This is a genomic window from Effusibacillus lacus (assembly GCF_002335525.1).
GTDB lineage: Bacteria > Bacillota > Bacilli > Tumebacillales > Effusibacillaceae > Effusibacillus > Effusibacillus lacus.
In genome coordinates, this window is the sequence record NZ_BDUF01000057.1 from 121,119 (window position 1) to 144,501 (window position 23,383).

20 protein-coding genes and 2 pseudogenes are annotated in these 23,383 nt (G+C 51.0%); 4 read left to right on the forward strand and 18 right to left on the reverse strand.

What is annotated here, in order from left to right:
• The 7 genes and pseudogenes from EFBL_RS11120 to EFBL_RS11150 form a co-directional block, all read right to left on the reverse strand.
• Nucleotides 1-509: pseudogene (locus EFBL_RS11120) on the reverse strand (hypothetical protein); the annotation flags it as partial.
• Nucleotides 510-534: 25 nt separating this feature from the next.
• Nucleotides 535-1,044: a rod shape-determining protein MreD gene (gene mreD / locus EFBL_RS11125; protein WP_096182202.1), complete on the reverse strand. Its 510-nt coding sequence runs from the start codon at nt 1,042-1,044 to the stop codon at nt 535-537.
• A gap of 12 nt (nt 1,045-1,056) precedes the next feature.
• Nucleotides 1,057-1,908 (reverse strand): rod shape-determining protein MreC, encoded by an 852-nt coding sequence (mreC, locus tag EFBL_RS11130; RefSeq protein ID WP_165912436.1) that lies wholly within the window; start codon nt 1,906-1,908, stop codon nt 1,057-1,059.
• Nucleotides 1,909-1,934: 26 nt separating this feature from the next.
• Nucleotides 1,935-2,969, reverse strand: coding sequence for a rod shape-determining protein (locus EFBL_RS11135; protein ID WP_424955024.1), 1,035 nt, complete (start codon nt 2,967-2,969; stop codon nt 1,935-1,937).
• A gap of 44 nt (nt 2,970-3,013) precedes the next feature.
• Nucleotides 3,014-3,694 (reverse strand): RadC family protein, encoded by a 681-nt coding sequence (gene radC / locus EFBL_RS11140; protein WP_096182244.1) that lies wholly within the window; start codon nt 3,692-3,694, stop codon nt 3,014-3,016.
• A gap of 23 nt (nt 3,695-3,717) precedes the next feature.
• Nucleotides 3,718-4,323, reverse strand: a complete 606-nt coding sequence (locus EFBL_RS11145; RefSeq protein WP_096182245.1) for a Maf family protein — start codon at nt 4,321-4,323, stop codon at nt 3,718-3,720.
• Nucleotides 4,324-4,326: 3 nt separating this feature from the next.
• The gene (locus EFBL_RS11150; protein ID WP_096182205.1) at nt 4,327-4,581 is read right to left on the reverse strand and encodes a DUF4321 domain-containing protein; all 255 of its coding nucleotides are present in this window, start codon (nt 4,579-4,581) and stop codon (nt 4,327-4,329) included.
• Nucleotides 4,582-5,308: 727 nt separating this feature from the next.
• Here EFBL_RS11150 and EFBL_RS11155 point away from each other — a divergent pair.
• On the forward strand, nt 5,309-6,529 hold the full coding sequence (locus EFBL_RS11155; protein ID WP_165912435.1) for a DUF2515 domain-containing protein: 1,221 nt from the start codon (nt 5,309-5,311) through the stop codon (nt 6,527-6,529).
• A gap of 321 nt (nt 6,530-6,850) precedes the next feature.
• Here the strand turns inward: EFBL_RS11155 and aspA are convergent, their stop codons facing one another.
• Nucleotides 6,851-8,275, reverse strand: coding sequence for an aspartate ammonia-lyase (gene aspA / locus EFBL_RS11160; RefSeq protein ID WP_096182207.1), 1,425 nt, complete (start codon nt 8,273-8,275; stop codon nt 6,851-6,853).
• 87 nt (nt 8,276-8,362) lie between these two features.
• Entirely contained in the window at nt 8,363-9,304 is a 942-nt protein-coding gene (locus tag EFBL_RS11165; RefSeq protein ID WP_096182208.1) for a hypothetical protein, read from the reverse strand.
• 196 nt (nt 9,305-9,500) lie between these two features.
• On the opposite strand from EFBL_RS11165, the pseudogene EFBL_RS11170 reads away from it, so the two are divergent.
• Both EFBL_RS11170 and EFBL_RS11175 read left to right on the forward strand, forming a co-directional pair.
• Nucleotides 9,501-9,813, forward strand: a pseudogene (locus tag EFBL_RS11170) (winged helix-turn-helix domain-containing protein); the annotation flags it as partial.
• 15 nt (nt 9,814-9,828) lie between these two features.
• Entirely contained in the window at nt 9,829-10,170 is a 342-nt protein-coding gene (locus EFBL_RS11175; protein ID WP_096182209.1) for a hypothetical protein, read from the forward strand.
• A 109-nt stretch (nt 10,171-10,279) separates the two neighbouring features.
• Here the strand turns inward: EFBL_RS11175 and EFBL_RS21660 are convergent, their stop codons facing one another.
• From EFBL_RS21660 to EFBL_RS11220, 8 genes are all read right to left on the reverse strand, one after another.
• A complete protein-coding gene (locus EFBL_RS21660; protein ID WP_096182210.1) occupies nt 10,280-11,248 on the reverse strand; it encodes a resuscitation-promoting factor in 969 nt (322 codons plus the stop codon).
• A gap of 224 nt (nt 11,249-11,472) precedes the next feature.
• Nucleotides 11,473-12,843: a UDP-N-acetylmuramate--L-alanine ligase gene (gene murC, locus EFBL_RS11185; RefSeq protein ID WP_269432697.1), complete on the reverse strand. Its 1,371-nt coding sequence runs from the start codon at nt 12,841-12,843 to the stop codon at nt 11,473-11,475.
• A gap of 7 nt (nt 12,844-12,850) precedes the next feature.
• On the reverse strand, nt 12,851-14,158 hold the full coding sequence (locus EFBL_RS11190; protein ID WP_096182212.1) for a bifunctional folylpolyglutamate synthase/dihydrofolate synthase: 1,308 nt from the start codon (nt 14,156-14,158) through the stop codon (nt 12,851-12,853).
• 97 nt (nt 14,159-14,255) lie between these two features.
• A complete protein-coding gene (locus EFBL_RS11195; protein ID WP_096182213.1) occupies nt 14,256-16,916 on the reverse strand; it encodes a valine--tRNA ligase in 2,661 nt (886 codons plus the stop codon).
• 919 nt (nt 16,917-17,835) lie between these two features.
• Complete coding sequence (locus tag EFBL_RS11205; protein ID WP_096182215.1) at nt 17,836-18,999, reverse strand: PQQ-dependent sugar dehydrogenase; 1,164 nt, start codon at nt 18,997-18,999, stop codon at nt 17,836-17,838.
• 10 nt (nt 19,000-19,009) lie between these two features.
• A complete protein-coding gene (locus EFBL_RS11210) occupies nt 19,010-19,495 on the reverse strand; it encodes a hypothetical protein (protein ID WP_096182216.1) in 486 nt (161 codons plus the stop codon).
• On the reverse strand, nt 19,482-20,153 hold the full coding sequence (locus EFBL_RS11215; RefSeq protein WP_096182217.1) for an ABC transporter ATP-binding protein: 672 nt from the start codon (nt 20,151-20,153) through the stop codon (nt 19,482-19,484). Before EFBL_RS11215 ends, EFBL_RS11210 begins: the two co-directional genes overlap by 14 nt.
• The gene (locus EFBL_RS11220) at nt 20,153-21,502 is read right to left on the reverse strand and encodes an ABC transporter permease (RefSeq protein ID WP_096182218.1); all 1,350 of its coding nucleotides are present in this window, start codon (nt 21,500-21,502) and stop codon (nt 20,153-20,155) included. Before EFBL_RS11220 ends, EFBL_RS11215 begins: the two co-directional genes overlap by 1 nt.
• Before the next feature lie 138 nt (nt 21,503-21,640).
• Between EFBL_RS11220 and EFBL_RS20570 the strand changes: the two genes are divergently transcribed.
• The gene (locus EFBL_RS20570) at nt 21,641-21,802 is read left to right on the forward strand and encodes a hypothetical protein (protein ID WP_165912434.1); all 162 of its coding nucleotides are present in this window, start codon (nt 21,641-21,643) and stop codon (nt 21,800-21,802) included.
• A gap of 22 nt (nt 21,803-21,824) precedes the next feature.
• Here the strand turns inward: EFBL_RS20570 and EFBL_RS11225 are convergent, their stop codons facing one another.
• Nucleotides 21,825-23,345: a LysM peptidoglycan-binding domain-containing protein gene (locus EFBL_RS11225; RefSeq protein ID WP_096182219.1), complete on the reverse strand. Its 1,521-nt coding sequence runs from the start codon at nt 23,343-23,345 to the stop codon at nt 21,825-21,827.
• Nucleotides 23,346-23,383: the final 38 nt, after the last annotated feature.

A 23,383-nucleotide genomic window follows, 5' to 3' on the forward strand; every position in this document is an offset into this window, starting at 1 on the left:
AGAACATGGGAAGCCAGACGTTGTTGTTTGTACTCCCGTTTGGATTCAACGATGACATGAAGACCGGGAAGCGATTCCTGGTGTTCGCGCAAAAAGGACAGCTGTTTCAAACTCAAATCACGGTAGATTCTCCTTGGCATCGACTTGGGCAGTTTGGGATGTTCCCCCGTATCCATCAATTCGAGCAATTCTTCCGGTCGTTTGCCGAGAACGGATGCAATCTGATTGGCGACCTTATCCGCGTCCTGCCGGCCTTCCAGCGGCAGATAAACAAGGTTCAGGACTTTCTTGTTGTCGGCAAGCACCAGACCACTCCGATCCAGAATCTTGCCGCGGGGAGCCCCCACCACAAAGCGGTCCACCCTGTCATTTGCGATCTTCGCACGGTAAACCGGCCCATTGGTCACCTGCATAGTAAAAAGCCGCAGTGAAAGGGCACCAAATGCCGCAACCACAACGACTTTTAGCCAGAACCATCGTTTCTCTCTGATCTTCACCAAATCCTGCAATGGAACATCCCTCCGAGTCCCCCGGTCAGAGATATTCCTCTCCCAAGCCCCAATCCTCATCCTCCGGAAACCATTTGTCCGCCAATGGGTACAAAATAAGGGCAAAAATCCCGTTAAAGATCATCAAACGCACCGCGTACGTCAGCACCGCCAGCAGATCGACCTGGATCCGGCCGAAAATCATGGCGATTCCGTAGTTCATGAATTCATAAACGGCAGAGAATCCAAGAATCACAAACACCAGCATGATCAGACTCCGGTTGAGAAAGACCCGGAACAGAGCTCCCGCAAAATAGCCGGTTACCCCAAGAGAAAACGTATGCATACCGATGAAACTCCCATAAACCACATCCTGCACCAGGCCGGTCAGGATGCCGAGCATCATGGCCAGAAAAGCCCCGCGGTAATAAGCGATAAACAGAAGGATCAGAACGGTCAGGGAGGGTTGAAACCAACTAAACGGTTTCTGCACAAACAGCGTCGCTTGCAAAATCAGGCCGGCAATTAGGACCAGAAACAGAAAGACGGGACGCATGGAAGAACCCCCTTACTGTCCCTGCGGAACAGGCTGGTCACGCTCTACGATAAAAACGGTCTCCAGCCGGTCCAGTTTGGCGGCAGGTTTGATGGTGGCCTTCTTGGTTAATCCAGATTCTTCCATTGTGAAACTGGTAATCTCTCCGATCAGAATGCCGGGCGGGGCGATATCGGACAAATGGGACGTTACAACCTTTTGCCCCACCTGAAGGTTGGCCTCCCGGTCAATCAGGCCCATCTCGACTGCCCCCAACTGGCTGCTGGAGCCGCTGACAATCCCGACGGCACGACTTTGGGTGTCTTGCACAACAGCCGATATGCCCATCTTGTTGGTATCGGTTATCAGGAGCACTTTGCTGCTGAACTTGTTGACACTCATTACTCGCCCTACAAGGCCTCCATCGGGCGCGATCACAACCATCTCTTTCTTGACTCCGTGTGCTTCTCCCTTGTCAATTGTAAGCGTGGAGTTCCATTCGCCCGGATTGCGGCCGGTAACGTTTGCCGGATGCACTTTGAATGTAAGCGGCTGTTGCCGGAAGTTCAACATTGTTTCCAACTGTTGGTTTCGATGTTCCAGCTCAGCCAGGCGGGCACTCAATGTTTGGTAATCACGAAGGTTGGCCTTCAGCGTCGCATTCTCTTCATACAGTTCCAGAATGCCCTGTACCTCGTCGATAAATCCGGCAAGATGGCTGACGGGTCGATACACCACGTTCTGAACCCAGGAGAAAGCGTCGATCATCACTTTTTCCGGCAGGGTGATGTCATTCCGTTTTATCGAAAAGGTCACGATTACGGTAAGCAGGATCAAACTTACCAGCAATACGAAAAGCCGTTTGTTGTTACTGTAACGGGGCACCCGAAACCCACATCCTTTGACTATGGTTAGCGAGAGGATCTTTTCTTGGAAGTATAGCCGCTCCGGTTCTTGAACAGATGAATCAGATCCAAAGCTTTCCCCGTACCCAACGCCACACAATCAAGCGGATTGTCTGCCACAACGACAGGCATACCCGTTTCCTTTGCAAGAAGACGATCCAGATCACGCAGCAAAGCTCCTCCGCCGGTCAGGACAATTCCCCGGTCCATAATGTCGGCAGCCAATTCGGGCGGTGACTTCTCCAGAGTGATCTTCACCGCATCAACAATGGAGTTGACTGTATCGCCGAGCGCCTCCGCAATTTCTTCAGCCGATATTGTAAGTGTCTTCGGAAGGCCGGAAACAAGGTCCCGGCCACGGATTTCCGTTGTCTCTCCCCGATCGGACGGCATGGCCGAACCTATGGAAATCTTCAGTTCTTCCGCCGTCCTCTCCCCAATCATCAGGTTGTACGCTTTCTTGATGTATTGAATGATGGCTTCGTCCATCTCGTCGCCTGCCACCCGGATGGAACGACTGGTCACAATTCCCCCCAGGGAAATAATGGCGACCTCGGTAGTTCCGCCCCCGATATCAACAACCATGGAGCCTGTAGGCTCTCCGACAGGAAGACCCGCACCAATCGCGGCAGCCATCGGTTCTTCAATCGTATGCGCTTCCCGTGCCCCCGCCTGCAGGGTTGCATCCTCTACAGCACGCTTCTCAACGGCTGTAATGCCGGACGGGACACAGACCATTACGCGCGGACGACCTGAAAAGACAGATTTCCTCTTCATCGCTTGCCGGATGAAATGGCGAAGCATGGTTGCCGTTGTGTCAAAGTCGGCAATGACTCCGTCTTTCATCGGACGAACTGCAACAATATTGCCAGGCGTCCGGCCGATCATCAGTTTCGCCTGTTCGCCGACCGCCTCAATCGCGCCGGTATCCGTCCGGATTGCCACGACAGAGGGTTCGCGCAGAATAATTCCTTTTCCTTTAACATATACAAGGGTATTCGCAGTACCCAGGTCAATTCCCATATCACGATTGGTCAACATGAACATGATACTCCCTTCAAGACAATTGCTGTGTCAATGGCTTTTTAAAAAAGTCCCTGTTCTTTCAGACTTATAAAACGCTGCTCACCGATCACCACGTGATCCAACAGTTCGATTCCCATGATTTGTCCAACTTCAGCCAAACGCTTTGTGACAAGGATATCTTCGCGGCTCGGAGTCGGGTCGCCGCTGGGATGGTTGTGAACACAAATGATCGAAGCAGAACTTTTCTTCAGAGCGGTTTTGAAGATTTCTCGAGGATGCACGATTGAGGAATCCAGGGATCCGACAGATACGGTTTCTTCCGTGAGGACCTGGTTTTTGGTATCCAGGTGCACCACGATAAAATGCTCTTTCTTTTCAAACCGCAGTCGATCCATAAACAGGTCGGCCACATCTTGCGGACTGCGAATTACAGTCAACGGCTTCCGGGTCAACCGGGCAATTCGTTTTCCAAGTTCAATGGCTGCCTGAACTTGCAGAGCCTTAGCGGGTCCCATGCCCGGAATATCGGTCATTTCCCGAATGTCCGCTTCCATCAAGGACCGAAGTCCGCCAAACCTGGCCAACAATTGTTCTGCAAGCGACATGACAGATTGTCCGTTAGAACCTGTCCTTAGCAAAATAGCCAACAAGTCCGCATTGCTTAAGCTTTGGCTTCCGTCCCGAAGCATGCGTTCACGCGGCCGGTCTTCGACCGGGACATCACGAACAAGCACGCGCATAGCGTATTCTTCTTTCAAACAGCTCACCTCATTGTTTCCTCCGTCGCCTTCAACACATGAATACCAAAGGAAGTCAACATCGAAGCAAGCAATTCCATGGGAAGTCCGACGACGGTAAAATAATCCCCGTCAATTCGGTCAACAATCGTAGATCCTATGCCTTGAATGGCGTACGAGCCCGCTTTGTCAAGCGGTTCGCCGGTTTCCACATAGGCTTCAATCTCCGCGTCTGTCAACGGCCGCATATGTACCAGAGTGGATCGGTGGTCCACCAGTTGTTTTCCGCTTGCCGCATCGATTACCGCCACACCGGAGTAGACCGTATGCGAGCGTCCCTGAAGTTTCTTCAACATATGAATGGCATCCTGTTTATCAACAGGTTTGCCAAGCACTTCCCCATCCAGTACAACGATCGTGTCCGCTCCTACAACAATGCCGTCCTGTATAGTATTCGAGACGGCAGACGCTTTTCTGCAGGCCAAGGTTCGAACCATCTCGGAAGGCATTACCTCTTCCTTAATAGTTTCATCCACATCTGATACGATCACATCAAAGGCAATCCCCAGCCCGGCGAGGAGTTCACGCCGTCGCGGTGAACCTGACGCCAGAATCAGCCTAGCCACGCGCATCACCTACATTTTGGTTGAAATCCAGTAAGCAAGGCCCATACCGGCAAGGCTTGCCAGATTTAGTTTGACCTGTAAGTGAAGATCATATTTAACCATTCCCAAATCTCCTGCCGGATTCCAAACGATTGGCGTCCAGGCGTCGGTCAGCCAATGCAGCTGAAACGCTTTGCCCAACAGTTCCCCTGCGATCGTGCCGATCGTCAGCCCGATAAACAGGATCAGAATCAATCTCCACACGTTGGAGGATGATCTTGCCATAATCATACCCCCTTCTTCGCTGCATGTCCAATTGTCAGGCATCGACAATCTTGAGTTAATTTCGACAAAAAATATGGCGGCTCCTGCTGTCAAACAGAAAAAAATTACAGTAAAAAATGGAAATCCCGAGAACCAGTAACTCCTTCATTTTTCAAAAACGGTTCACATAGGTCGGTGCGACTTCCCCACGATCGGATTATATTTTACATAATGCATCGCCGTGGAAATAAGGCTGATTTTCAGACTTATTTTTGATTTTTTGATTGTCACTTCAAGAATAGAACTGATTTTCAGCCTTATTCGGGCGAGTTTCGAGGTGTACAAGCAAGAACAAGCATATAGGACTGAAAAACAGTCCTATTTCTGGGAGTACCTTTGATTCGACAAAAATTCGCCTGAAATGCAGTCCTATTTTTTCTTACCTTGGGACCGAGGACAGTAACGAAAATGGATTCAATCACATATCCCATACTAAGTCTTTGGGCATACTGACCTCAAAGGAGGGAATCGAATGGCACTCAAAGAACAGGCGAACAAGAAGAAAAGTCCACGTAATGAAAACAGTCTGAGAAGAGACGGAAAACCGCTTGAGCAAGGAAAAGTGGAGCAAATTGCAGAGAAATAGATACCATGTCCCATTTTGAGTGTCTGGCTCAGAATGGGACGATTCTTTATCTTCCGCCTACTACGATGGTTAGGTAATGAATGTTGCGGGGGGCCTGTGTTGATGAATATTTTGCAGAGGATTTTTTATAATCTAAAAAGTACATTAGAAAGTACACTCTACGAATCGGAAGTCAAAGCAAGGTGGAAATCCCTTAAACTTCCGGTTGAAGTATTGGAATCCGTAAAATCCGATTTGTCAACACAGCTCAAAAAAAAGTCGGCTCCTGCTGCACTATTGCCTGATGAAAAGCAAACAATGGCACGCATACAAGAGATTACAACAAAACTGAATCGAAACAATGAAACTCGAACCGAAGCCTATCGGCAAATCTATTTCAGATTCCCTGAACTGCATTGGGCATTCCTCGCCCATATGGTTTCCCGCAACGGGGGATGGCAGATGACCGATCTGAAAGGGAATCTGCTCCCGCATCTTTTGGAACCAAACGAGATCGTCCATTTTTTCAACTCGTTGGAACGTGCAAACGCACTCATCTTTCAGGATGCATACCCACAACTGCTGTTATATGAAGAAAGCGTAAGGCAAAAGAAAAATCTGTTTCATCTTTTGCCCGCATTCCATGTGTCCAAGTTCATGCGGCCCGTTTGGAACGAATTTTGGGCCAGGAAAAACTCTCAACTTCTAACGGTTGCACTCATTATCAACGAACAATGTTATATCCAAAAAAGGGTTGCCGAGAACCCCGTGTACCAAAAGCATGTATATGAAACTCTTGAATTCAAAACGCAGAGCTTATTGCAATTGACACAGGTGGTGTTCCCGTTCTTCCCACGCAAAAAACACCCAGGAACGTCACCGGTTCCCAGATTGGCCGGTTTGGTTATGGAAGACTTTACTGACTTAAAAGAACGAATTGGCGTAGGGAAAAGTTTATACGCCATCTTGTTTGGGATTGAGGATGTCTTTGAAGGGGCTCTCCGTTTTGCCAAAGAGGTTCCGCATACCGGGTCGAGAGCGGATTATTGGCCGCATATTTTTTCGAAAATAAAACATAAAGACGAACATGATTCAAAAGAAAGACTCGTAGCAGGAACTTTGCAAAAAGGCGCACCGCCTTTTTTCAGTCCGGAACTGCAAAACGCGTGGGAGGCTCAACCGGTTGAGCCCCCTGAAAGGTTTGATTGGTTTACTGATCTTTCCGTATTCGAATATTTCCGCCCAATACAAACACCTGATTCTTTTGACATGACGGATGAATTTTTGCGGGGCTTAAATACGGTGGAGTTGGCAGTTTTAGCGAAAGAGCATATCAAACCTTAAGTCGGGACAACGTAAAAAAAGTATTTTTTCGAAGGATTGTCCCTACGAATTCAACAAATCTGAAGTCCAGGTTGAACTCGATTCGTAAATTTAACCAACAAGAGGCAGTTTATAAAAACAGGGGCTGTCCCAGAGGTCGTAAGACAGCCCGCTTAGGGTACGCTTTTCGAATAACCATGTTTTTCACCGCTAAACTTGTCGAATTCGGTACTTAGATTTCCAAAATAATGTTGAAAATCACCGCTATTTTTCAATGGGGTTGCCATCCTCATGGCTTCTGACCTACCAGAAAGTTTCCAAACAACCAATTTTGGGACATCCTCATTTTCTTTCCCCAAACAACAATTGAGCCCCGGCAATTCCCGGTGTAGTCATCTCCAACGGGTTGAGTATCACGTCCAATTCTTCTTTGGTCAGAATTCCTCTCTCCAGGCAAATCTCACGAACGGGGCGCCCGGTGGAGATCGCTTCCTTGGCAATCATTGTTGCGGTTTCATACCCGACATGCGGATTGACGGCGGTGATGACACCCACACTTTGCTCAACCAACTGCTTGCATCGCTCGAGATCCGCCTCCAACCCCTCCACCAAATGGGTGGTAAACACACGTACCGCATTCTGCAGAATCGATAGAGATTGCAGCAGGTTAAATACCAATACCGGTTCCATCACATTCAATTCCAGCTGTCCGGCTTCGGAAGCCAGGCAAATGGTCTGGTCATTGCCCTGAATCTGGAATGCCACCTGGTTGACCACTTCCGCCATCACCGGGTTAACTTTCCCCGGCATGATGGACGAACCGGGCTGCCGCGGCGGCAGCCGCAACTCGCCAAAGCCCGTTCGCGGCCCGGAGGCCATCAGGCGGATGTCGTTGCAGATCTTCGACAGGTTGACAGCACAAATTTTGAGGGCGGCCGACACCTCCGTATAGGCATCCGTATTCTGGGTGGCATCCACCAAATCTTCCGCCCGTTTCAAATCAAGTCCGGTGATCTGACGCAGCTGCTCCGTCACTTTAGTTATGTATTCCGGGAGCGCGTTGAGTCCTGTTCCGACTGCCGTTGCGCCCATGTTAATCTCCCGCAGGTTTACCAGCGATCGTTCAATCCGTTCGATATCACGGCCGATCACCCTCGCGTAAGCGCCAAATTCCTGTCCCATCCGAATGGGAACCGCATCCTGCAGGTGGGTTCTCCCCATCTTAATAACCCGGTCGAATTCCTTCGCTTTGTTTTCAAACGCAGCTTTCAAGGCTGTTAATGCCTCAATGACCCCTTTGGCAAGCTGAAGGGAAGCAATCCGGATGGAGGTGGGAAACACATCGTTGGTGGACTGAGCCATGTTTACATGAGTATTGGGTGAGCATCTGAGATACTCCCCCTTCTTGCCCCCCAACAATTCGATTGCCCGATTGGCAATCACCTCGTTGGCGTTCATATTCATCGACGTCCCGGCGCCTCCCTGAATCGAATCGACGATAAACTGGTCGTGGAGTTTCCCTTCAAGGATCTCATCAGCCGCCTGAACAATCGCATCTGCAATTTCGGGCTTCAACACGCCAACTTCACAATTGGCTATGGCTGCCGCCTTCTTTACCGCGGCCAGCGCCCGAATCATCTCTTTATGCGGAGGAATTCCCGTAATCGGAAAATTCTCCACCGCCCGTAATGTCTGGATCCCATAGTACGCGTCTGCCGGCACTTCCTTCGTCCCGAGCAGATCTTTCTCTGTACGCATGTTCGTCATTGCAAATAGCCCCTTCATTGTCAACATTTGGTTTGATTCAAGCATATCATACCGGCCAAACGCTTGTCCAAAGAGGGGAAACAAGATTCATGGCTGAACCAGTTTGCTTGTCAATTCTTCATAATTTACAATGCTTTGCACCAATGGCCGCAGCACTTCGAGCAGCCTCCCTCCCTGCTGCAGGTTGACACTCGCCGCGTTCAATTGCTCCAGGATATCATCCAGCCGAATGATTTCCCCTCTCTTACCCGCTTTCTCAAGAACTTGACGCGCGGTCTCCAACTGTGTGCCCAAAGCTTGAACCCGTTTGCTCCAGGCGTCCAGCGCTTCTTTCTGCGGAGACTTGGCGGTTGCCAATGGGATGCCGTCTTTCAGAACCTGGGCTGTTTGTGTCAATGCACCGGAAACTACTGCCGCATCTTTGGCAGTGATTCCTTGCATGACACCTTTTCTTTGCTCCACTTTGTATTCCTTCACATAGTAGCGTACCTTGGCTTGCGCCAATGCATCCGCTACCGGTTGTCCCTGGGTTTTGTCGACGGCCACGCCCACAAACAGCTGTACCATGTCAGAATTGCGAACCACCGGTTGCAGGCCCGATTTTTCCAAGTTTGCAGCCTCTTTTTTGGCAGCCTCCTGATCTTTGAATGCCCCTACCTGGTAGGCAACCAGATCCAACCCCGGCAAAGTCTGAAGAGTTGGGGATACCGGAGCCGTTCCAGGAGAGGTTGGTGCGATTGTCTTCGTTATCGGCTTGGACTCCGGAGTGGCGTTCTTGAACACAAACAGCACCCCCAACCCCAGTACCATGCCGGTAATTGTCGCCAGGATGGCCGGCATCAGCCAAAACAAACGAAGGAAAGGGGAGTTTTTGCCGGAATCTCCATTACGCCCGGCATGGCGGGCATACGTCCGCCCATCCGCCCTGCGGTAATACTCAAACGGCCGGCGCTCACGCAAATCCCTTGCCCCACGGGCCGGTTCCTTGTGGGACTGCCGAAAAGTAAACGTCATCCGGGACTTGTCCATACGACCTTGCTCCTTCCGAATCTAGCATTTTTTACTACCATATGACATTGGTATTCTTGATATGCTAAAAATGATAGATTCGGGGTTTATTAAGAAATTCTTAAGGATTGCACTCGCCCAATATTAAGATTTGTGTCTTACCATGAGATACAAGAAGAAAGCATGGTGATAAATAATGATCAGCTATAACGTATTAGTCGTCCTGGGCACTTACGAAGGTTCAGAGAAAGTGATCGACCTAAGAGGGCTAACCTTAAATACATCGGCCAAAGAGGTTGCCGTCAATGGAGAACCGGTAAAATTGACCCCGATTGAGTATAATGACGAATGCGGGACGAGTCTTTTCCATCAATGAAATCTACGAACGGGTCTGGAAGGAGCCAGGCTACAACGCGGAGAATACCGTAGCCGTTCATATTCGGAAGATCCGGGAAAAGATCGAAATTGATCCCAAGAACCCGAGATATTTAAAGGTGGTGTGGGGAATTGGATACAAGATGGAAAAATAGGATTCTGCTTACAACATGGCTTTTATTGTTTACCTATGGCCTGAGCGGGTACTTCTCAAGCCTGTAAGCGTGAAAGAAGCGTTTCTAGACCGAAGTCTGGGCACTCAACTCTTTGTTCTCCTGGGAATTGTATTCGCGGCTGGATTTGGAGCGACTGTCGTGTTAATCGAACCGGAACTTATAGTGATTTATGCGCCGCTGTTTCTTGTGGTCTTCGTTCCAACAATCCTGGTTCTGATTCGATGGAAGTTTTTAGATTTGGAAATCGACTCGGTAATTTGTTATCACGGGGGTTTAGCTTCCGGGAACGTTAAAGAGCAAATCCGAAATCTGGTGAATCAAGCAACAACACAATAAATAGCTTCAAGTTGCTTCCGTATAAATTCAACTAACAGACCATTCTGAAACCCCCACGAATTCGTGGGGGTTTCAGATCGTAGGATTCAATGATATGGGCGCGGCACAATTATTCCACGATATAAACCACTACCTGTCGACGTCCGAATCGGAGACAATCCTCCAGAGAGTCAAATACAAGGTCAATCTTGTTGCCTTTGATTGCCCCGCCTGTGTCGGCTGCAATCGCGTATCCGTACCCCTCAATATAAAGCTTTGTTCCAAGCGGGATCACACTTGGGTCAACAGCCGCTATTCCGTACTGGGCCACGCGGCCGGTTGCCGTTCGGCCTCCTCCCTGATAGGCGGTTGCGCTCATCACCATCTTGGTAGAAGCGGTAAATGTACCGCCGGAACGGGAGGCAATCACCATGGGCTTCGTGCCGTAGGCAACTACTTTGGCGACCGGTTCCTTGACCACTTCCTTATCCACTTTCTTGTCTGCTTCTACCCCGTTTTCCAATACGACCCGGGTCGTTACTTTGGCTAACCCTTCCACACCGTGCGTCAGCACTTTCTCCTGTCCCTTGAATAGATCCTGACTGGGCTGGCGTTCGGTCTGAAAAGGTATCGTCTCTTCCGTTACGGCTACTTTCACTTCGCGACGGGTAATTACGATGGTTTGGCCTTCGGCTGGAGCGGAATTCAATTCGGTGTTCACTTTATCATGTTCGCCAAGTCTGATTTCTGCCTGCTTCAGAACTTCGGAAACAGTTTCCGCGACAGTTAACAATTCTTTCGGCTGGTTTGTGCCATCTTGAATGGTCAGTTTCTTGGCATGGGTGACTGCAATTTCCATACCTTCCGTCAAGCGTGCATCCCTGGCAGGTACAACCAGGTCTTTCCCGGAAAGCTGAATTCCCTGGTTCTTCAGGAACTCTTCAACCGTTCCTGTATAAAAACCGGATACTTCCTTGGCCCGGCCATCCACCTTCAAGGATACAGTCTTGTGCATGGAGGTTGCAGTGCCCGCTCCGACTGCAGCCGTTGCTACGGTCGCCGCAAGAATGAAGATCGACTTTCGGCTGAACTTTTCCACTCGATCACTCCTTTGGCGCGCAGGTTGCGCAATTCCCTACCATATGAAATTACCAAATTACTTCTACAGTATAGCGGATGAAAAAGTTGGATACAAGACCAAAATTTAAAATTTTAAGTACAATTGACTTGTCCACCCCTCCAACTCCATAAATAATGCTTCTATCGAAGCATATTCGGGAAGTTAGGGCACAATTTAGAGGAAACTTTCTTTGTTTCCAGTCTCTAAACCACCTTTGCGCTTGCAAGCTGTTCGGCCACTTTGTAGATGTCTCCGGCCCCCATGGTCAGAACGAGATCCCCGTCACGGACATGATCAAAGAGGTAGGAAGCAACCTCCTGCTTGGTAGGCCGATATACAGTATGCACACCGCTGTTTTCGGAAATCAGGAGAGCCAGTTTTTCTGCCGAAACACCTTCAATCGGTTTCTCTCCCGCAGGTGAATAGATGTCGGTCAAAATTACTTCGTCCGCTTCTTTAAAAGCCCGGCTGAATTCTTCAAACAGGTAATAGGTTCTGGTGTAACGCTGCGGTTGAAATACAGCCACCACTCTCCTTCCGCTTGCCTTCGCGGCTGCAATTGTCGCCCTGATTTCGGTGGGATGGTGGGCATAATCGTCAACGACCAGCAGATCCGGCGCATCATAGAGGACCTGAAATCTTCTTTTGGCTCCCCGGAATTTTTTTAATGCGGCAGCAATCTCATCAAACCTTACACCCGCTTGCATGCATACAAGAGAGGCTGCAACCGCATTCAGAACATTGTGCCGGCCGGGTACGGACAGCTCCAGTTCACCCACACTCTGGTTGTTCAGGATGAGTTGGAAGCGAGCCCCCCGGTCAAACAGCTCAATGCCCCTGGCGGTGGCATCCGCTCCGTAATCCAGGCCGTATTTGAGAATCTTGTGGGAATCGGCTGCCAGAAGCTCCCTGACAACAAGATCATCCCAGCAAGCCACAATTACGCCTGAAGAATGTACATTGGAAAAAAATTGCCGGTACGCATTCTTCAATTGCTCAAAGTTTCCGCCGTAATTCTCCAGGTGATCCGGTTCGATATTAGTGACGATGGCGTAGTGGGGATTGTAGTGTGTGAAGGACCCATCGCTCTCATCCGCTTCGGCAACCAGGAACTCCCCGGAACCGGCTTTGGCGTTGTCTCCCACATTGGTTAACACACCGCCGATCACATAGGTAGGATGCTTGCCTGCTTCCTGCAAAATGTAGGACACCATGGATGTGGTGGTAGTCTTGCCGTGCGCCCCGGCAACGGCAATTCCCTTGCGGTCCTCCATCAGCTTGGCCAGCATCTGGGACCTGTGGAATACAGGAATTCCCGCTTCCTGCGCTGCTATCAGTTCCTCGTTGCACATTGTAACGGCAGTTGAATAAACGACACAATCGGCACCAGACACATTCGAGCGGTTATGGCCGATATATACCTTGGCTCCCAAAGATTCCAGCCGGTCTGTGGCATCTTGCCGCGACACGTCCGAACCGGTAACCTGGTAGCCAAGATCCAGCATTACCCTTGCAATGGCACTCATGCCATACCCGCCAATTCCCACAAAGTGGACACGCCGGATCTGATTCACTCGCACGTCATCCTTTCCCGCAAAAATATCGCCTTGCTTCCGAAATGGTGTAAAGGGAGCCCGTAACAAGCACAACATCGTTGGTTTGTGCCAGATTCATTGCATATGCAGCCGCATCGGACACACAGGGAATCCTGAATGAGGGAACCTGAACCCGATCCCTTACAAACATCTCCACATCCTCGGGACTTGCCGCCCTTGGGGTATCGGGGGCCGTTACAATCACTGTTTTGGCAAAAGGCAAAACCGGTTCCAGCACACCCGGCACCAACTTGTCTTGTAAAATCCCGATGACGAGAATCAGCTTTTGCTTGCCGAACAAATCCGCCAAGGCGGCAGCCAAGGCTTCTGTACCGTGCGGGTTATGGGCTCCGTCCAACAATACAAGCGGATTTCCATGCACAATTTCCAATCGCCCCGGCCAATGTGTCCTAAGGAGCCCCTTCCTTAATGCCTGCTCCCGAACAGGTAAAACGCCTGTTTCAGACAGATGGAGCACAGTACCGATTGCAAGTGTTGCGTTCTTGCATTGGTGCTCACCCAGCATCTTGATTTCCAGATTCTTCAATTCAGTATTCGTCGATTGATAATCAAACACCTGCCCTGACAAGGAATGGTGCGTTCGCACAAACCCGAAGTCCTTATCCAACACCCGGACAGGAACTCCCAGTTCGCCTGCCTTGTTCAGAATGACCTCCAACGCCGATCCGACTGCCCCTGTAAAAAGGGGGATGCCCGGTTTGATGATGCCTGCTTTCTCCGCGGCTATGGCCTCAATGGATGGCCCCAGATGAACCAGATGATCCAGACCCACATTGGTAATCACGGAAGCCAACGGGGTTACCACGTTCGTGGCATCCAATCGGCCGCCCAGCCCTGTTTCCCATACAACAAGATCCACCTCTTGGTCAAGGAAGAAAAGGATTGCAAGCAGCGTGATTACTTCAAATTCTGTGGGTTCCCCGATTTCGGTAAGACGGATTTCTTCAATATGAGGTTTCAGCATTTCCGCATACCCGGACAATTGTTCCTCTGTCACGTCGACCCCGTTAATTGACATCCGGTCATAGAAATGAACCAGATAGGGGGATGTATAACGTCCAACTTTATAACCTGCTGCCTGATAGATGGACGCCAAATAGGCGCAGGTGGAACCTTTGCCGTTGGTCCCGGCCACATGGAGAAACCGCAATCGGGTATGAGGATTGCCGAGCTTCGCAAGCAAAGCTTCCATGCGTTCCAATCCGAGTTTGATTCCCCACCGGCCGTCAAACTTCGGAAAACTTGCTACCCACTCCTGTATCAATTGAATCATTCCTTAGCATCGTATTCGAAAGAATGGAATAAAGTTCAACTTGGCAGTTTCACCGCCTTAACCAGTGAAAACGGGGGCACACTGGCCCCCGCCGTCATTACCTTCGAAGCTCTTCGATCCGGGCTTTCACTTTCTCGCGCTTGTCCGCATAGTCTTTCCCCTTGGCCCGTTCGGCATCAATGACTTCAGTGGGCGCTTTGGCGACAAATCCCGGATTGGACAGCTTCTTTTCAACCCTTTCCACTTCCGCGTCGAGGTTCTTCAGTTCTTTCTCCAGCCGGGCAATTTCCGCTTCAATATCGATCAGGCCGGCAAGCGGCAGGAATAATTCCGCCCCTGTCACAACGGCAGTGACCGATTTTTCCGGTGTGGAAACGTTCTGGTCAATGGTCAGGCTTTCCGGATTGCAGAAACGACGGATATAAGCTTCTCCCCTGCGAATCAGTGATTCCGCTTCGCCATTGGCTGGCTTTACAATCAACGTAACCGGACGGCTCGGCGGGACGTTCATCTCGGCACGAATGTTTCGCACCGCCCGGATCATATCCATCAGCAATTCCATTTCACGCGCTGCCTGGGGATTCACAAACCGTTCCTCGTGCTTCGGATAGGCAGCCAGTGTCAGAGTCTGGCCCTCATGCGGAATATGCTGCCAGATCTCTTCCGTTATGAAAGGCATAAACGGATGAAGCAGACGCAAGGATTGATCCAGTACATACACCAGCACCGATTGTGTGGTGCGCTTGGCTGCCGGGTCATCGCCCTGCAGGTACAATTTCGCAAGCTCAATGTACCAGTCGCAATACTCGTTCCAGATGAACTCATAAATCTGACGGCCTGCTTCTCCGAAGTCATACCGCTCCAGCGCCGCATTGACTTCCTTCGCCGTTTCGTTCAGACGGTGCAGGATCCACTTGTCGGCGGTTCCAAGTTCCCCGTCCAACCGAATGTCAGCATGGCTGAAGTCACCCAGGTTCATCATCACGAAACGGGATGCGTTCCAAATCTTGTTGGCAAAGTTGCGAGCCGCTTCGACTTTTTCCCAGTTAAAGCGGAGGTCGTTGCCGGGGCTGCTTCCGGTCATCAGCATGAAGCGGAGAGCGTCGGCGCCGTACTTTTCAATTACGTCCAGCGGATCCACCCCGTTGCCAAGGGATTTGGACATCTTCCGTCCTTGGGCATCCCGAACCAGACCGTGGATCAATACGTCTTTAAACGGCTTCTCACCTGTAAACTCAAGGGCGGTGAAGATCATCCGCGCCACCCAGAAGTAGATGATATCAAATCCGGTAACCAGCACATCGGTCGGGTAGTAACGCTTCATGTCCTCCGTCTGTTCCGGCCAGCCCATGGTGGAGAAGGGCCACAAACCGGAGGAGAACCAGGTGTCCAGCACATCCTCGTCCTGGTGAAGGTCCCCATGCCCGCATTTTGGACAAGCAGTCGGATCCTCCAATGTCACAACAGTCTCACCGCAAGAGTCGCAATACCAGGCGGGAATCCGGTGTCCCCACCACAATTGGCGGGAAATGCACCAATCACGAATATTCTCGATCCAGTGCAGGTAGATTTTCTCAAACCGGTCGGGCACAAACCTTACCGCATCATCACCTTGCTGCAGCTTGATCGCTTGTTCCGCCAGGGGCTTCATCGCCACAAACCACTGGGTGGACAGGAAGGGTTCGACCACCGCGCCGCTCCGTTCCGAGTGGCCGACGGAATGCTCATGTTCCTCGATCTTGAACAGGACCCCCTGCTCCTGCAGATCGGCTACAATCTGCTTGCGGCATTCAAACCGGTCAAGACCTTGGTACGGTCCCGCATTCTCATTCATCGTACCGGATTCGTCCATCACGGTAATCATCGGCAGGTCATGGCGCAGCCCCATCTCGAAATCGTTCGGGTCGTGGGCAGGAGTCACCTTGACCGCACCGGAGCCAAATTCTTTATCCACATATTCGTCGGCAAAAATCGGGATCTCCCGGCCCACGATGGGCAGGATCACCATTTTGCCAATCAGGTCCTTGTACCGTTCATCTTCCGGATGGACCGCAATACCCGTATCCCCGAGCATCGTTTCCGGACGGGTGGTGGCGACCGTAATGTGACCGCTTCCGTCCTTCAGCGGATAGCGCAGATGGTAGAGGGCGCCTTTTACGTCTTTGTATTCCACTTCAATATCGGACAGGGCGGTACGGGCTGCCGGATCCCAGTTGATGATCCGTTTGCCGCGATAGATCAACCCTTTTTCATAGAGTTTGACAAATACGGTGCGGACGGCCCGGGACAATCCTTCGTCCATGGTGAACCGCTCGCGTGAATAGTCAAGGGAGAAACCCATGCGTCTCCATTGGGAACGGATAACCGATGCATAGTGCTCTTTCCACTCCCAAACCTTGTCGAGGAATTTCTCACGGCCTAGGTCATACCGGGTAACCCCCTCTTCCCTCAACGTCGCTTCCACACGCGCCTGGGTTGCAATCCCCGCGTGGTCCATACCCGGCAGCCACAAAGCGTCATAACCCTGCATCCGCTTGTGTCGAATGAGTACGTCCTGCAATGTACAGTCGAGTGCATGTCCCATGTGGAGCATTCCGGTAACGTTTGGCGGCGGAATGACTATACAGTAAGGCTGCTTCTCCGGGTCGCCCGTCGCTTTGAAAAATTGGTTCTCAATCCACCAGTCATAGAGTTTCTGTTCGACAGTTTGCGGATCGTAGACAGTCGGAATCTGGTTCTGCTCGTTTCGCTCTGACATTGGCAATCCTCCAGTTTATAAATTGGGGGGCCTTTCCCCGGTGGCCGGGACGCCCAAGTGCTGAAATAACAGAATGTAACCGTTGTGGAATAAGACTGGTTTTCAGTCTTATCTTTGACTTTTTGATTTTCGTTTCCGAAATAGGCCTGATTTTCAGTCTTATTCGGGTGAATTTCGAGGTGCACAAGTAAAAATGGCATATAGGACTGAAAAACAGTTCAATTTTGGGGAATCCTTTTGATTCGACAAAAATAAGACTGAAATGCAGTCCCATTTTTCTTAGTATAAGGAATCCTGGTTTTAAACAAGGCTTGATTTTTATTTTTGCTGCGGATGTCGGACCCTCTTCTGATACAATTGATTATTTGTTCTTGCAGCAAAAAATGTGTTCCGTAGATTCTTCTGAATTGCAAAGGTACATGAAGATCCAACTTAAAGTCAAGCACAAGTTACCGCTTTGAGTGAATCGACAGTCTCCTATAAGTCCTATTTCGTAAGGAATCAAGACTAAAAAAACCTTCCGTCCAAATGAAGGACGAAAGGTTTGCTTCCGCGGTACCACCTTGCTTCACATGCGGTTCGAAGAACGGCATGCACACTCTGGGAAGATAACGGATTCACCGGCCCGGCTTACTGGGGATGCAGGTTCTGCAGCTAAAATTCCGTTCAGCCAAGCAACTCCGGGACGACGTTCGAGCTTTGGCGCACCAGGAAACCTTGCAGCCGCGCGAAACAGGCAGATAACCGGCCAATGCCGGAGTACAGCCATGTGAATCAGCTCAATGAGCTGCCCACCAAGTCCCTCACGGGTCTCCCTCTCTGCGGGGCTCTCCGCTCTACTCTTTCCCATCAAAGTCGTTTTTGTTTGGATCGTTTCAGGTTTTATCCATATCATAGTATACGCAAAAAATTGATTTTGTCAAAAATCGGGTCTGAATCTGATGATCCGATCATCTCCCGCCTGCGCCTGTCCCCGTCCGTCACGGTTGTTGGTCAACAGATAAATCGAGCCGTCAGGAGCCTCCAGAACATCCCGCAGCCGGCCATATTGTTCCTTGAGTATCGTCTCCACCTTCAGGGAGGCCTCTCCGTTCGACCCCTTGTTCAGTTCCAGCTTCAGCAGTTGTCTCCCGCGCAAATTGGCAACAAGCAGCTGCCCTTTCCACGGACCCTTTGTAAGAAATGTCATTCCCGAAGGCGCCCATGTAGCCTCCCCACTGTGCAGTAGGGGAGCCAGCAGGGCCCCTCCCGGTTCTTCCGGGTTTGGCCGGGTCTTGTCTCCCTGAATCAAAGGCCATCCGTAATTGAATCCGATTTGGATCCGATTGATCTCATCATGGGCCGATTGCCCATGCTCGGAACTGTACAGGCTTCCGCTTTCCGGTTGCCAGGCCAGCCCTTGTGGATTCCGGTGACCCAAACTGTAGATCGGGGATCCGGGAAAAGGATTGTCGGCGGGGATTGAGCCGTCAAGCCGGATCCGCAGGATCTTCCCGGCCAGACTGGAACGGTCCTGCGCAAGTCCGGGTTGGTGAGCGTCTCCGGTAGTGATGTACAAACAGCCGTCCGGCCCGATTTTCAAACGCCCGCCATTATGAATGCCGGCACCCGGAATGGTATCGATCAAAACCTTGTCGACTCTCGCTTTGTTGTCCCGTTCCACCAATCGAAGCACACGGTTCTTCAATTGACTGTTGTCTTTATATGAATGGTACACATAGAGGTAATGATTCTCCTGGAATTGGGGGTCCAATGCCACCCCCAGCAGACCGCCTTCTCCCTCACTGACGAACGGGGCTTCAAATGAGATGGCCGGGTCGTCCAGCAGTTTTCCATTGTTGTCTACCACCCGCAGATGTCCGGGACGTTCGGTGAAGAAGATTCTGCCGTCAGGAGCCAGGTCGATGGCCCATGGAACGTCCAATCCCCGGGCCACTACTTCCTGTCTGTAGGGAATCGGGCTTGCAGATGACGGCTGCTCCTGCGCCGGTTGTCCGGCAGGCAGCGGTTTGACTGTCTCAGGTTTGACGGTGCTGCATCCGCTTGCTGCCATAAGCGAAAGTGCAAGAAAGAGCCTCTTCATTTTCCGGCCCTCATTTCTTCTTTCCAGGCTTGGTGTGGGACTTGAAGTTAGAACCACGTACGGTCCGTTCTGTGCGAACTCGTTCTTGAGCGGCCAGAACCCGTTCCCGTGTGCGGCTGAACATCCAGGTGCCAAACAGCCCGATAATCAGAACCAGCGGCAGCAGGAAAGCTGCGGAATATTGCAGCGCTGCCGTGAACGAACCAACAGTCGCCACGAAATTGGAATAGGTAATACCCATATAAAGACCCCAAGCCAGAATGCCCGCCAGGGAAGAAGAAATGAAACCGGCCCGGAAACGGCTCCTCTTCGCACGATTCACCACAATCCAGCTGGCCACCATCATGCCGCCCGGGACCGTCCAGTTAAACCATTCCTTTCCGGGCAGAGACAGAAGACCTGCCACTATTCCCATAACAGCTCCCGTACCCAGTACCAGCTTCCACTCCGTTGGTTGTACCCCCTGAAGCCGGGCTGTTTGTTTACCCGCTGTCATATTCAATCCTCCCGTTCTTTAGCCGAATCAACCGGTTCCCCCATTCGGCCAGCTTTCCGTCATGGGTCACCATGACCACCGTCTTTCCTTGCCGGTTGATGTCCCTAAGGATTTGCATGATCCGGATCGCCGTATCTTCATCCAACGCTCCGGTGGGCTCGTCTGCCAGGAGCATCTCCGGATCGTTTATCAAAGCGCGTGCCAGAGCTACGCGCCTTTGTTCTCCGCCTGAAAGTTCATAGGAACGGTTGTGGAGTTTCTCCCCAAGTCCTACCCCATCCAGTAAGAAGTCAGCACGATCCCAGTCCGCTTGGGTGATTTTCCCGGAGAACAGTTTGGGAAGCACCACGTTTTCACGGACGTTCAACGTATTGACGAGACTCGGGAATTGAAACACAAAGCCAATTTTTTCCCGGCGCCAAAGGGTTTTCTGGCAGTCTGACATTCTGCCGGTGTCCCTTCCCTTCACAGTCATCAAACCTTCCGTGGGACTGCAAAGCATACCAATCAGGGAAAGCAAAGTTGACTTGCCGGAACCGGAAGCCCCCATGACCGTCAGAAACACCCCTTCACCTATCGAAAGGTTAATATTCTCCAAAGCTTGGACAATTCCCTGCCCGGTTTGAAAGGTTTTCCTTATGTCCGCCAATTGAATCATCATTCGCCCTCCCGGATAGTCAGATAAGGCTCCTGTTTGACAATGGAACGCACCGGCAGATAAGCTGCCAACACACAGAGAAGGACTGTAATCATGCTAACGGCCGCAGCCAGCAAAATGGCCAATCCCGCCTCCGGGAAGAGCAGCGGCAAATGAATCGTCTTGCGAATCAAAGTGCGGTTGTCATACAAAATAATAAACGTCGCCAATCCGCCTGCAGCACCTCCCAGCAATCCGGCCATACCGGCTTCCTGCAGCAAGAACCGGTACACGATCCCTTTGGTAGCGCCCAGTGCCCGAAACATCCCGATTTCCTGTTTTCGTTCGGACACGATTGCCGAGAAAAGGGTCATGGCCTGCAATCCTGCCATCAGGAGCACCACACCAATCATGGAATAGGACAAAAGCCGCAAGGGAAACAGCTGCTTCTCCACCGTCTCCCGAACACTGATCCCGGTAACGGCAGAGGCTTCCGGTATCAGTCGTTCAATCTCTCTGCGGACAAGTTCCTCATCTCCCGGCAGGGTTTTGACCAAAACCACCGATATCGAATCCTTTGGAACGTTCCCGATGATATGTCCTGATTGCTGCAAGGCGCGTACCTTGTTTATGTCCATAAAAATGGTATTGTCAACCCCGGTGCCGCTGGGATACAAAAGACGTGAGACAACGAATTCGTGGTGAAACAGGTTTAAACGTTCCTCATAAGACCGGTTGTCCAGATGATAGATGGCATTCTTGCCACCCGCTTCACTGCCGATGATGATGGAATCGGGGGTAAACGGACGCCCTCCGGTATCCGACAGCCAGGGCTTTAAGGTAAAGTCCGTTTTCGGGTCAAATGCCACAACCGGGAAATTTCCCTCCACCTGGCAGCAGGAACCGGAATACGTCTCCAGATACAATTGGGGAGATGCCGCAACCACCCCAGGAAGGACCCGTATCCGCTCCCAAACATTCTGTGGCATGTAAAAGGGGCTGGTTGTCCCCGAAAGCAGCAGCTGCCGGGCGGCTGCACCGTTTCCTTTGGGCACCACCATCACATCCGCTCCAAATCTTTCGCCCGCAACTGACAAGCTCCGATCCAGGCTGACCAGAAAGAAGTAACTCAAGAACAGGACGGACGCCGTTATGGCGGAAGACATGATCAGCAATAGGGTGCGAAGCGGCTTTCGCCACAGGTTGTTCCAAACCATTCTTGTTCCGAAAAAGAAGCTTCCTGCTTGCCTGTCAGATCCTGCATTCGGAGAAACTTCCCGCCCCCGCAACGTTATCCAAAGAAAAATGGCCAACACCAGAAACACACTCGTCCACAAAAAATGAAACACCAGCTCGGGAATGGAAAACATTGGGTCCGATCACCTGCTTCCAAATAGGGTCATTCCTCATCTTTTCCACTCGTTGCCGTTTATACCCACACATAAGTATCAACCCCCCCTGTGCTGTCATAAGTTAGAGTAGGCTTACACCCAGGGGGGAGTTTATCGATGGGATTTTTTCTGGGACTCGTGAAGTTTGTGAAAGTGATTCTGCTGATTGCAATTTGCCTGCTGTTTCTAAGGGCCATCCTGTTCCCCAACGCGCTGGACATTATCATCCTGATGATGCTTTCTTTTGTACTTTTCCTGATGCTGATTTCAAGGCCATAGAACATCACGAAAAAAAGGCAGCTTATCGCCGCCTTCCGGGTATTAACAAGACCTGGCCGGTCTCGACCTGCTCGTTCGTCATTCCGTTTGCCCTCATCAGGTTTTCGATCGGGGTCTGGTATGAGTTTGCCACTTCTTCGAGCGATTCAGACTCCTGTATGATTCGAAATTTCAATGTGTAGCGGGCTTCCGATTCTTTCTGTATCCATTTGCCCCAGACGGAAGAATCGGATGTCTCAACCAAAGGTTCCACCATCATTCCGGACGTTTGTGGATAGGATTGTTTCTCATCATACTCCGCTTGGGTCGTAACGGTTTCCTTAGTGTTACTTTCTGCAGACATCCCGTCAGCTTCCGACCTGTCAAGGTTTTTTGTTACGGATCCGAAGGCCAGGCCGGACAGCTTCAACGGTTCCTCCGTGATTTCTTCTTTCTTGGCCCCAAAGGAGAGCTTGGGTCCAGGAGCTTTCGTCGGGCCGGCTGAAGCTGTCACAGTCTCCGAATCATCCGCAGCAACCGGTTGTGTGTCCTCCTGGCTCTCCGTTTCCCCTGCTGGCTCCGCGACCGCTACCAGTTCCGCAGGTACAGCCTCCACTTGTTCCGAAGCAGCAACCGCTTCCGCCGAGTCAGCAGTACTATGGAAAGCGCCTGTTTCAGGGTTTGCAATCGGCTCCGCAGTTGATTCAGCCACCACTTCATCCGCCAATGCCTCAAATTGGAACGAGGTTTCCTCTTCACGAACATCCGAATCCGTATCCGTATCCGTATCCGCATCCCTATCCTGATTGGCCTCTGCATTGACATCGGCAACTGCATCAACCTCTGCTTCCTCCGTTTGCTCCCGCGTGTACGCAGATGCTTGATGAAAGACGGCATTCAATTGTTTTTGCCAATCGGAACCTGGTTCATAAACCAGTGTGTCCTGAACGTCTGACTCCTCTTTGGCTTCCATCATCCATTCTTTTTCATCATAGCCTTTGGGTTTCTGATTAACCCGGTCTTCCATCCGACCTTCATCCCGATCTTCCGACTTGTCTTCAAACAGAACATCGGATGGCGCATTAACCACTTCAGGGAATTCCGCCATATCCCGGTTGGCCGATTCCGGCTGCGGTTGCACCCAGTCTTCCTGATCACCGCAATAGAACGAGTACCCGTTTCTACCGTTCAGTCCCTGCACGGTCAGTTCAGCCTGCAGCTGCAGGAAATCCGGTTCTTCCGCCCGCACTCTCCATTTCCCAATTCTTGTGGTAACCTCCAAGAAATTTGGTTGGCCGGCAACGGGAATTCGCAGAGCATACGGCAGGCGGTATGAGAACGGTTGTACGTCATGGTGACCCGGTTCTCCCGTCGGGCCGGATTGCACGCCACCGGAGAATGTCAATGCCCCTTCCAAAATATAAAAATCCCCTACTCTGTCAAAATAGGTGATCTCGGATGAGACAGATGAATCATCCCTTACTTCACCAGCCACACCGGACTGAACTGGCAACCTTTGATCCACTTGAATTCGAATAACCGGCAACTGTTCCCCAAGAGCCACGCCGACTCCCTCCTCCAACGTTCTCCTGCATCAGTTCA

Coding starts and splice junctions, on each gene's coding strand:
- EFBL_RS11155 (WP_165912435.1), top strand. CDS start 5,309: ATGAATATTTTGCAGAGGATTTTTTATAATCTAAAAAGTACATTAGAA.
- EFBL_RS11210 (WP_096182216.1), bottom strand. CDS start 19,495: ATGACAGCGGGTAAACAAACAGCCCGGCTTCAGGGGGTACAACCAACG.
- EFBL_RS11215 (WP_096182217.1), bottom strand. CDS start 20,153: ATGATTCAATTGGCGGACATAAGGAAAACCTTTCAAACCGGGCAGGGA.
- EFBL_RS11220 (WP_096182218.1), bottom strand. CDS start 21,502: ATGTTTTCCATTCCCGAGCTGGTGTTTCATTTTTTGTGGACGAGTGTG.
- mreD (WP_096182202.1), bottom strand. CDS start 1,044: ATGCGTCCCGTCTTTCTGTTTCTGGTCCTAATTGCCGGCCTGATTTTG.
- EFBL_RS11135 (WP_424955024.1), bottom strand. CDS start 2,969: ATGTTGACCAATCGTGATATGGGAATTGACCTGGGTACTGCGAATACC.
- EFBL_RS11145 (WP_096182245.1), bottom strand. CDS start 4,323: ATGCGCGTGGCTAGGCTGATTCTGGCGTCAGGTTCACCGCGACGGCGT.
- EFBL_RS11195 (WP_096182213.1), bottom strand. CDS start 16,916: ATGTCAGAGCGAAACGAGCAGAACCAGATTCCGACTGTCTACGATCCG.
- EFBL_RS11190 (WP_096182212.1), bottom strand. CDS start 14,158: ATGATTCAATTGATACAGGAGTGGGTAGCAAGTTTTCCGAAGTTTGAC.
- aspA (WP_096182207.1), bottom strand. CDS start 8,275: ATGACGAACATGCGTACAGAGAAAGATCTGCTCGGGACGAAGGAAGTG.
- EFBL_RS20570 (WP_165912434.1), top strand. CDS start 21,641: ATGGGATTTTTTCTGGGACTCGTGAAGTTTGTGAAAGTGATTCTGCTG.
- radC (WP_096182244.1), bottom strand. CDS start 3,694: ATGCGCGTGCTTGTTCGTGATGTCCCGGTCGAAGACCGGCCGCGTGAA.
- EFBL_RS11205 (WP_096182215.1), bottom strand. CDS start 18,999: ATGAAGAGGCTCTTTCTTGCACTTTCGCTTATGGCAGCAAGCGGATGC.
- EFBL_RS11165 (WP_096182208.1), bottom strand. CDS start 9,304: ATGGACAAGTCCCGGATGACGTTTACTTTTCGGCAGTCCCACAAGGAA.
- EFBL_RS11150 (WP_096182205.1), bottom strand. CDS start 4,581: ATGGCAAGATCATCCTCCAACGTGTGGAGATTGATTCTGATCCTGTTT.
- EFBL_RS11175 (WP_096182209.1), top strand. CDS start 9,829: ATGGCTTTTATTGTTTACCTATGGCCTGAGCGGGTACTTCTCAAGCCT.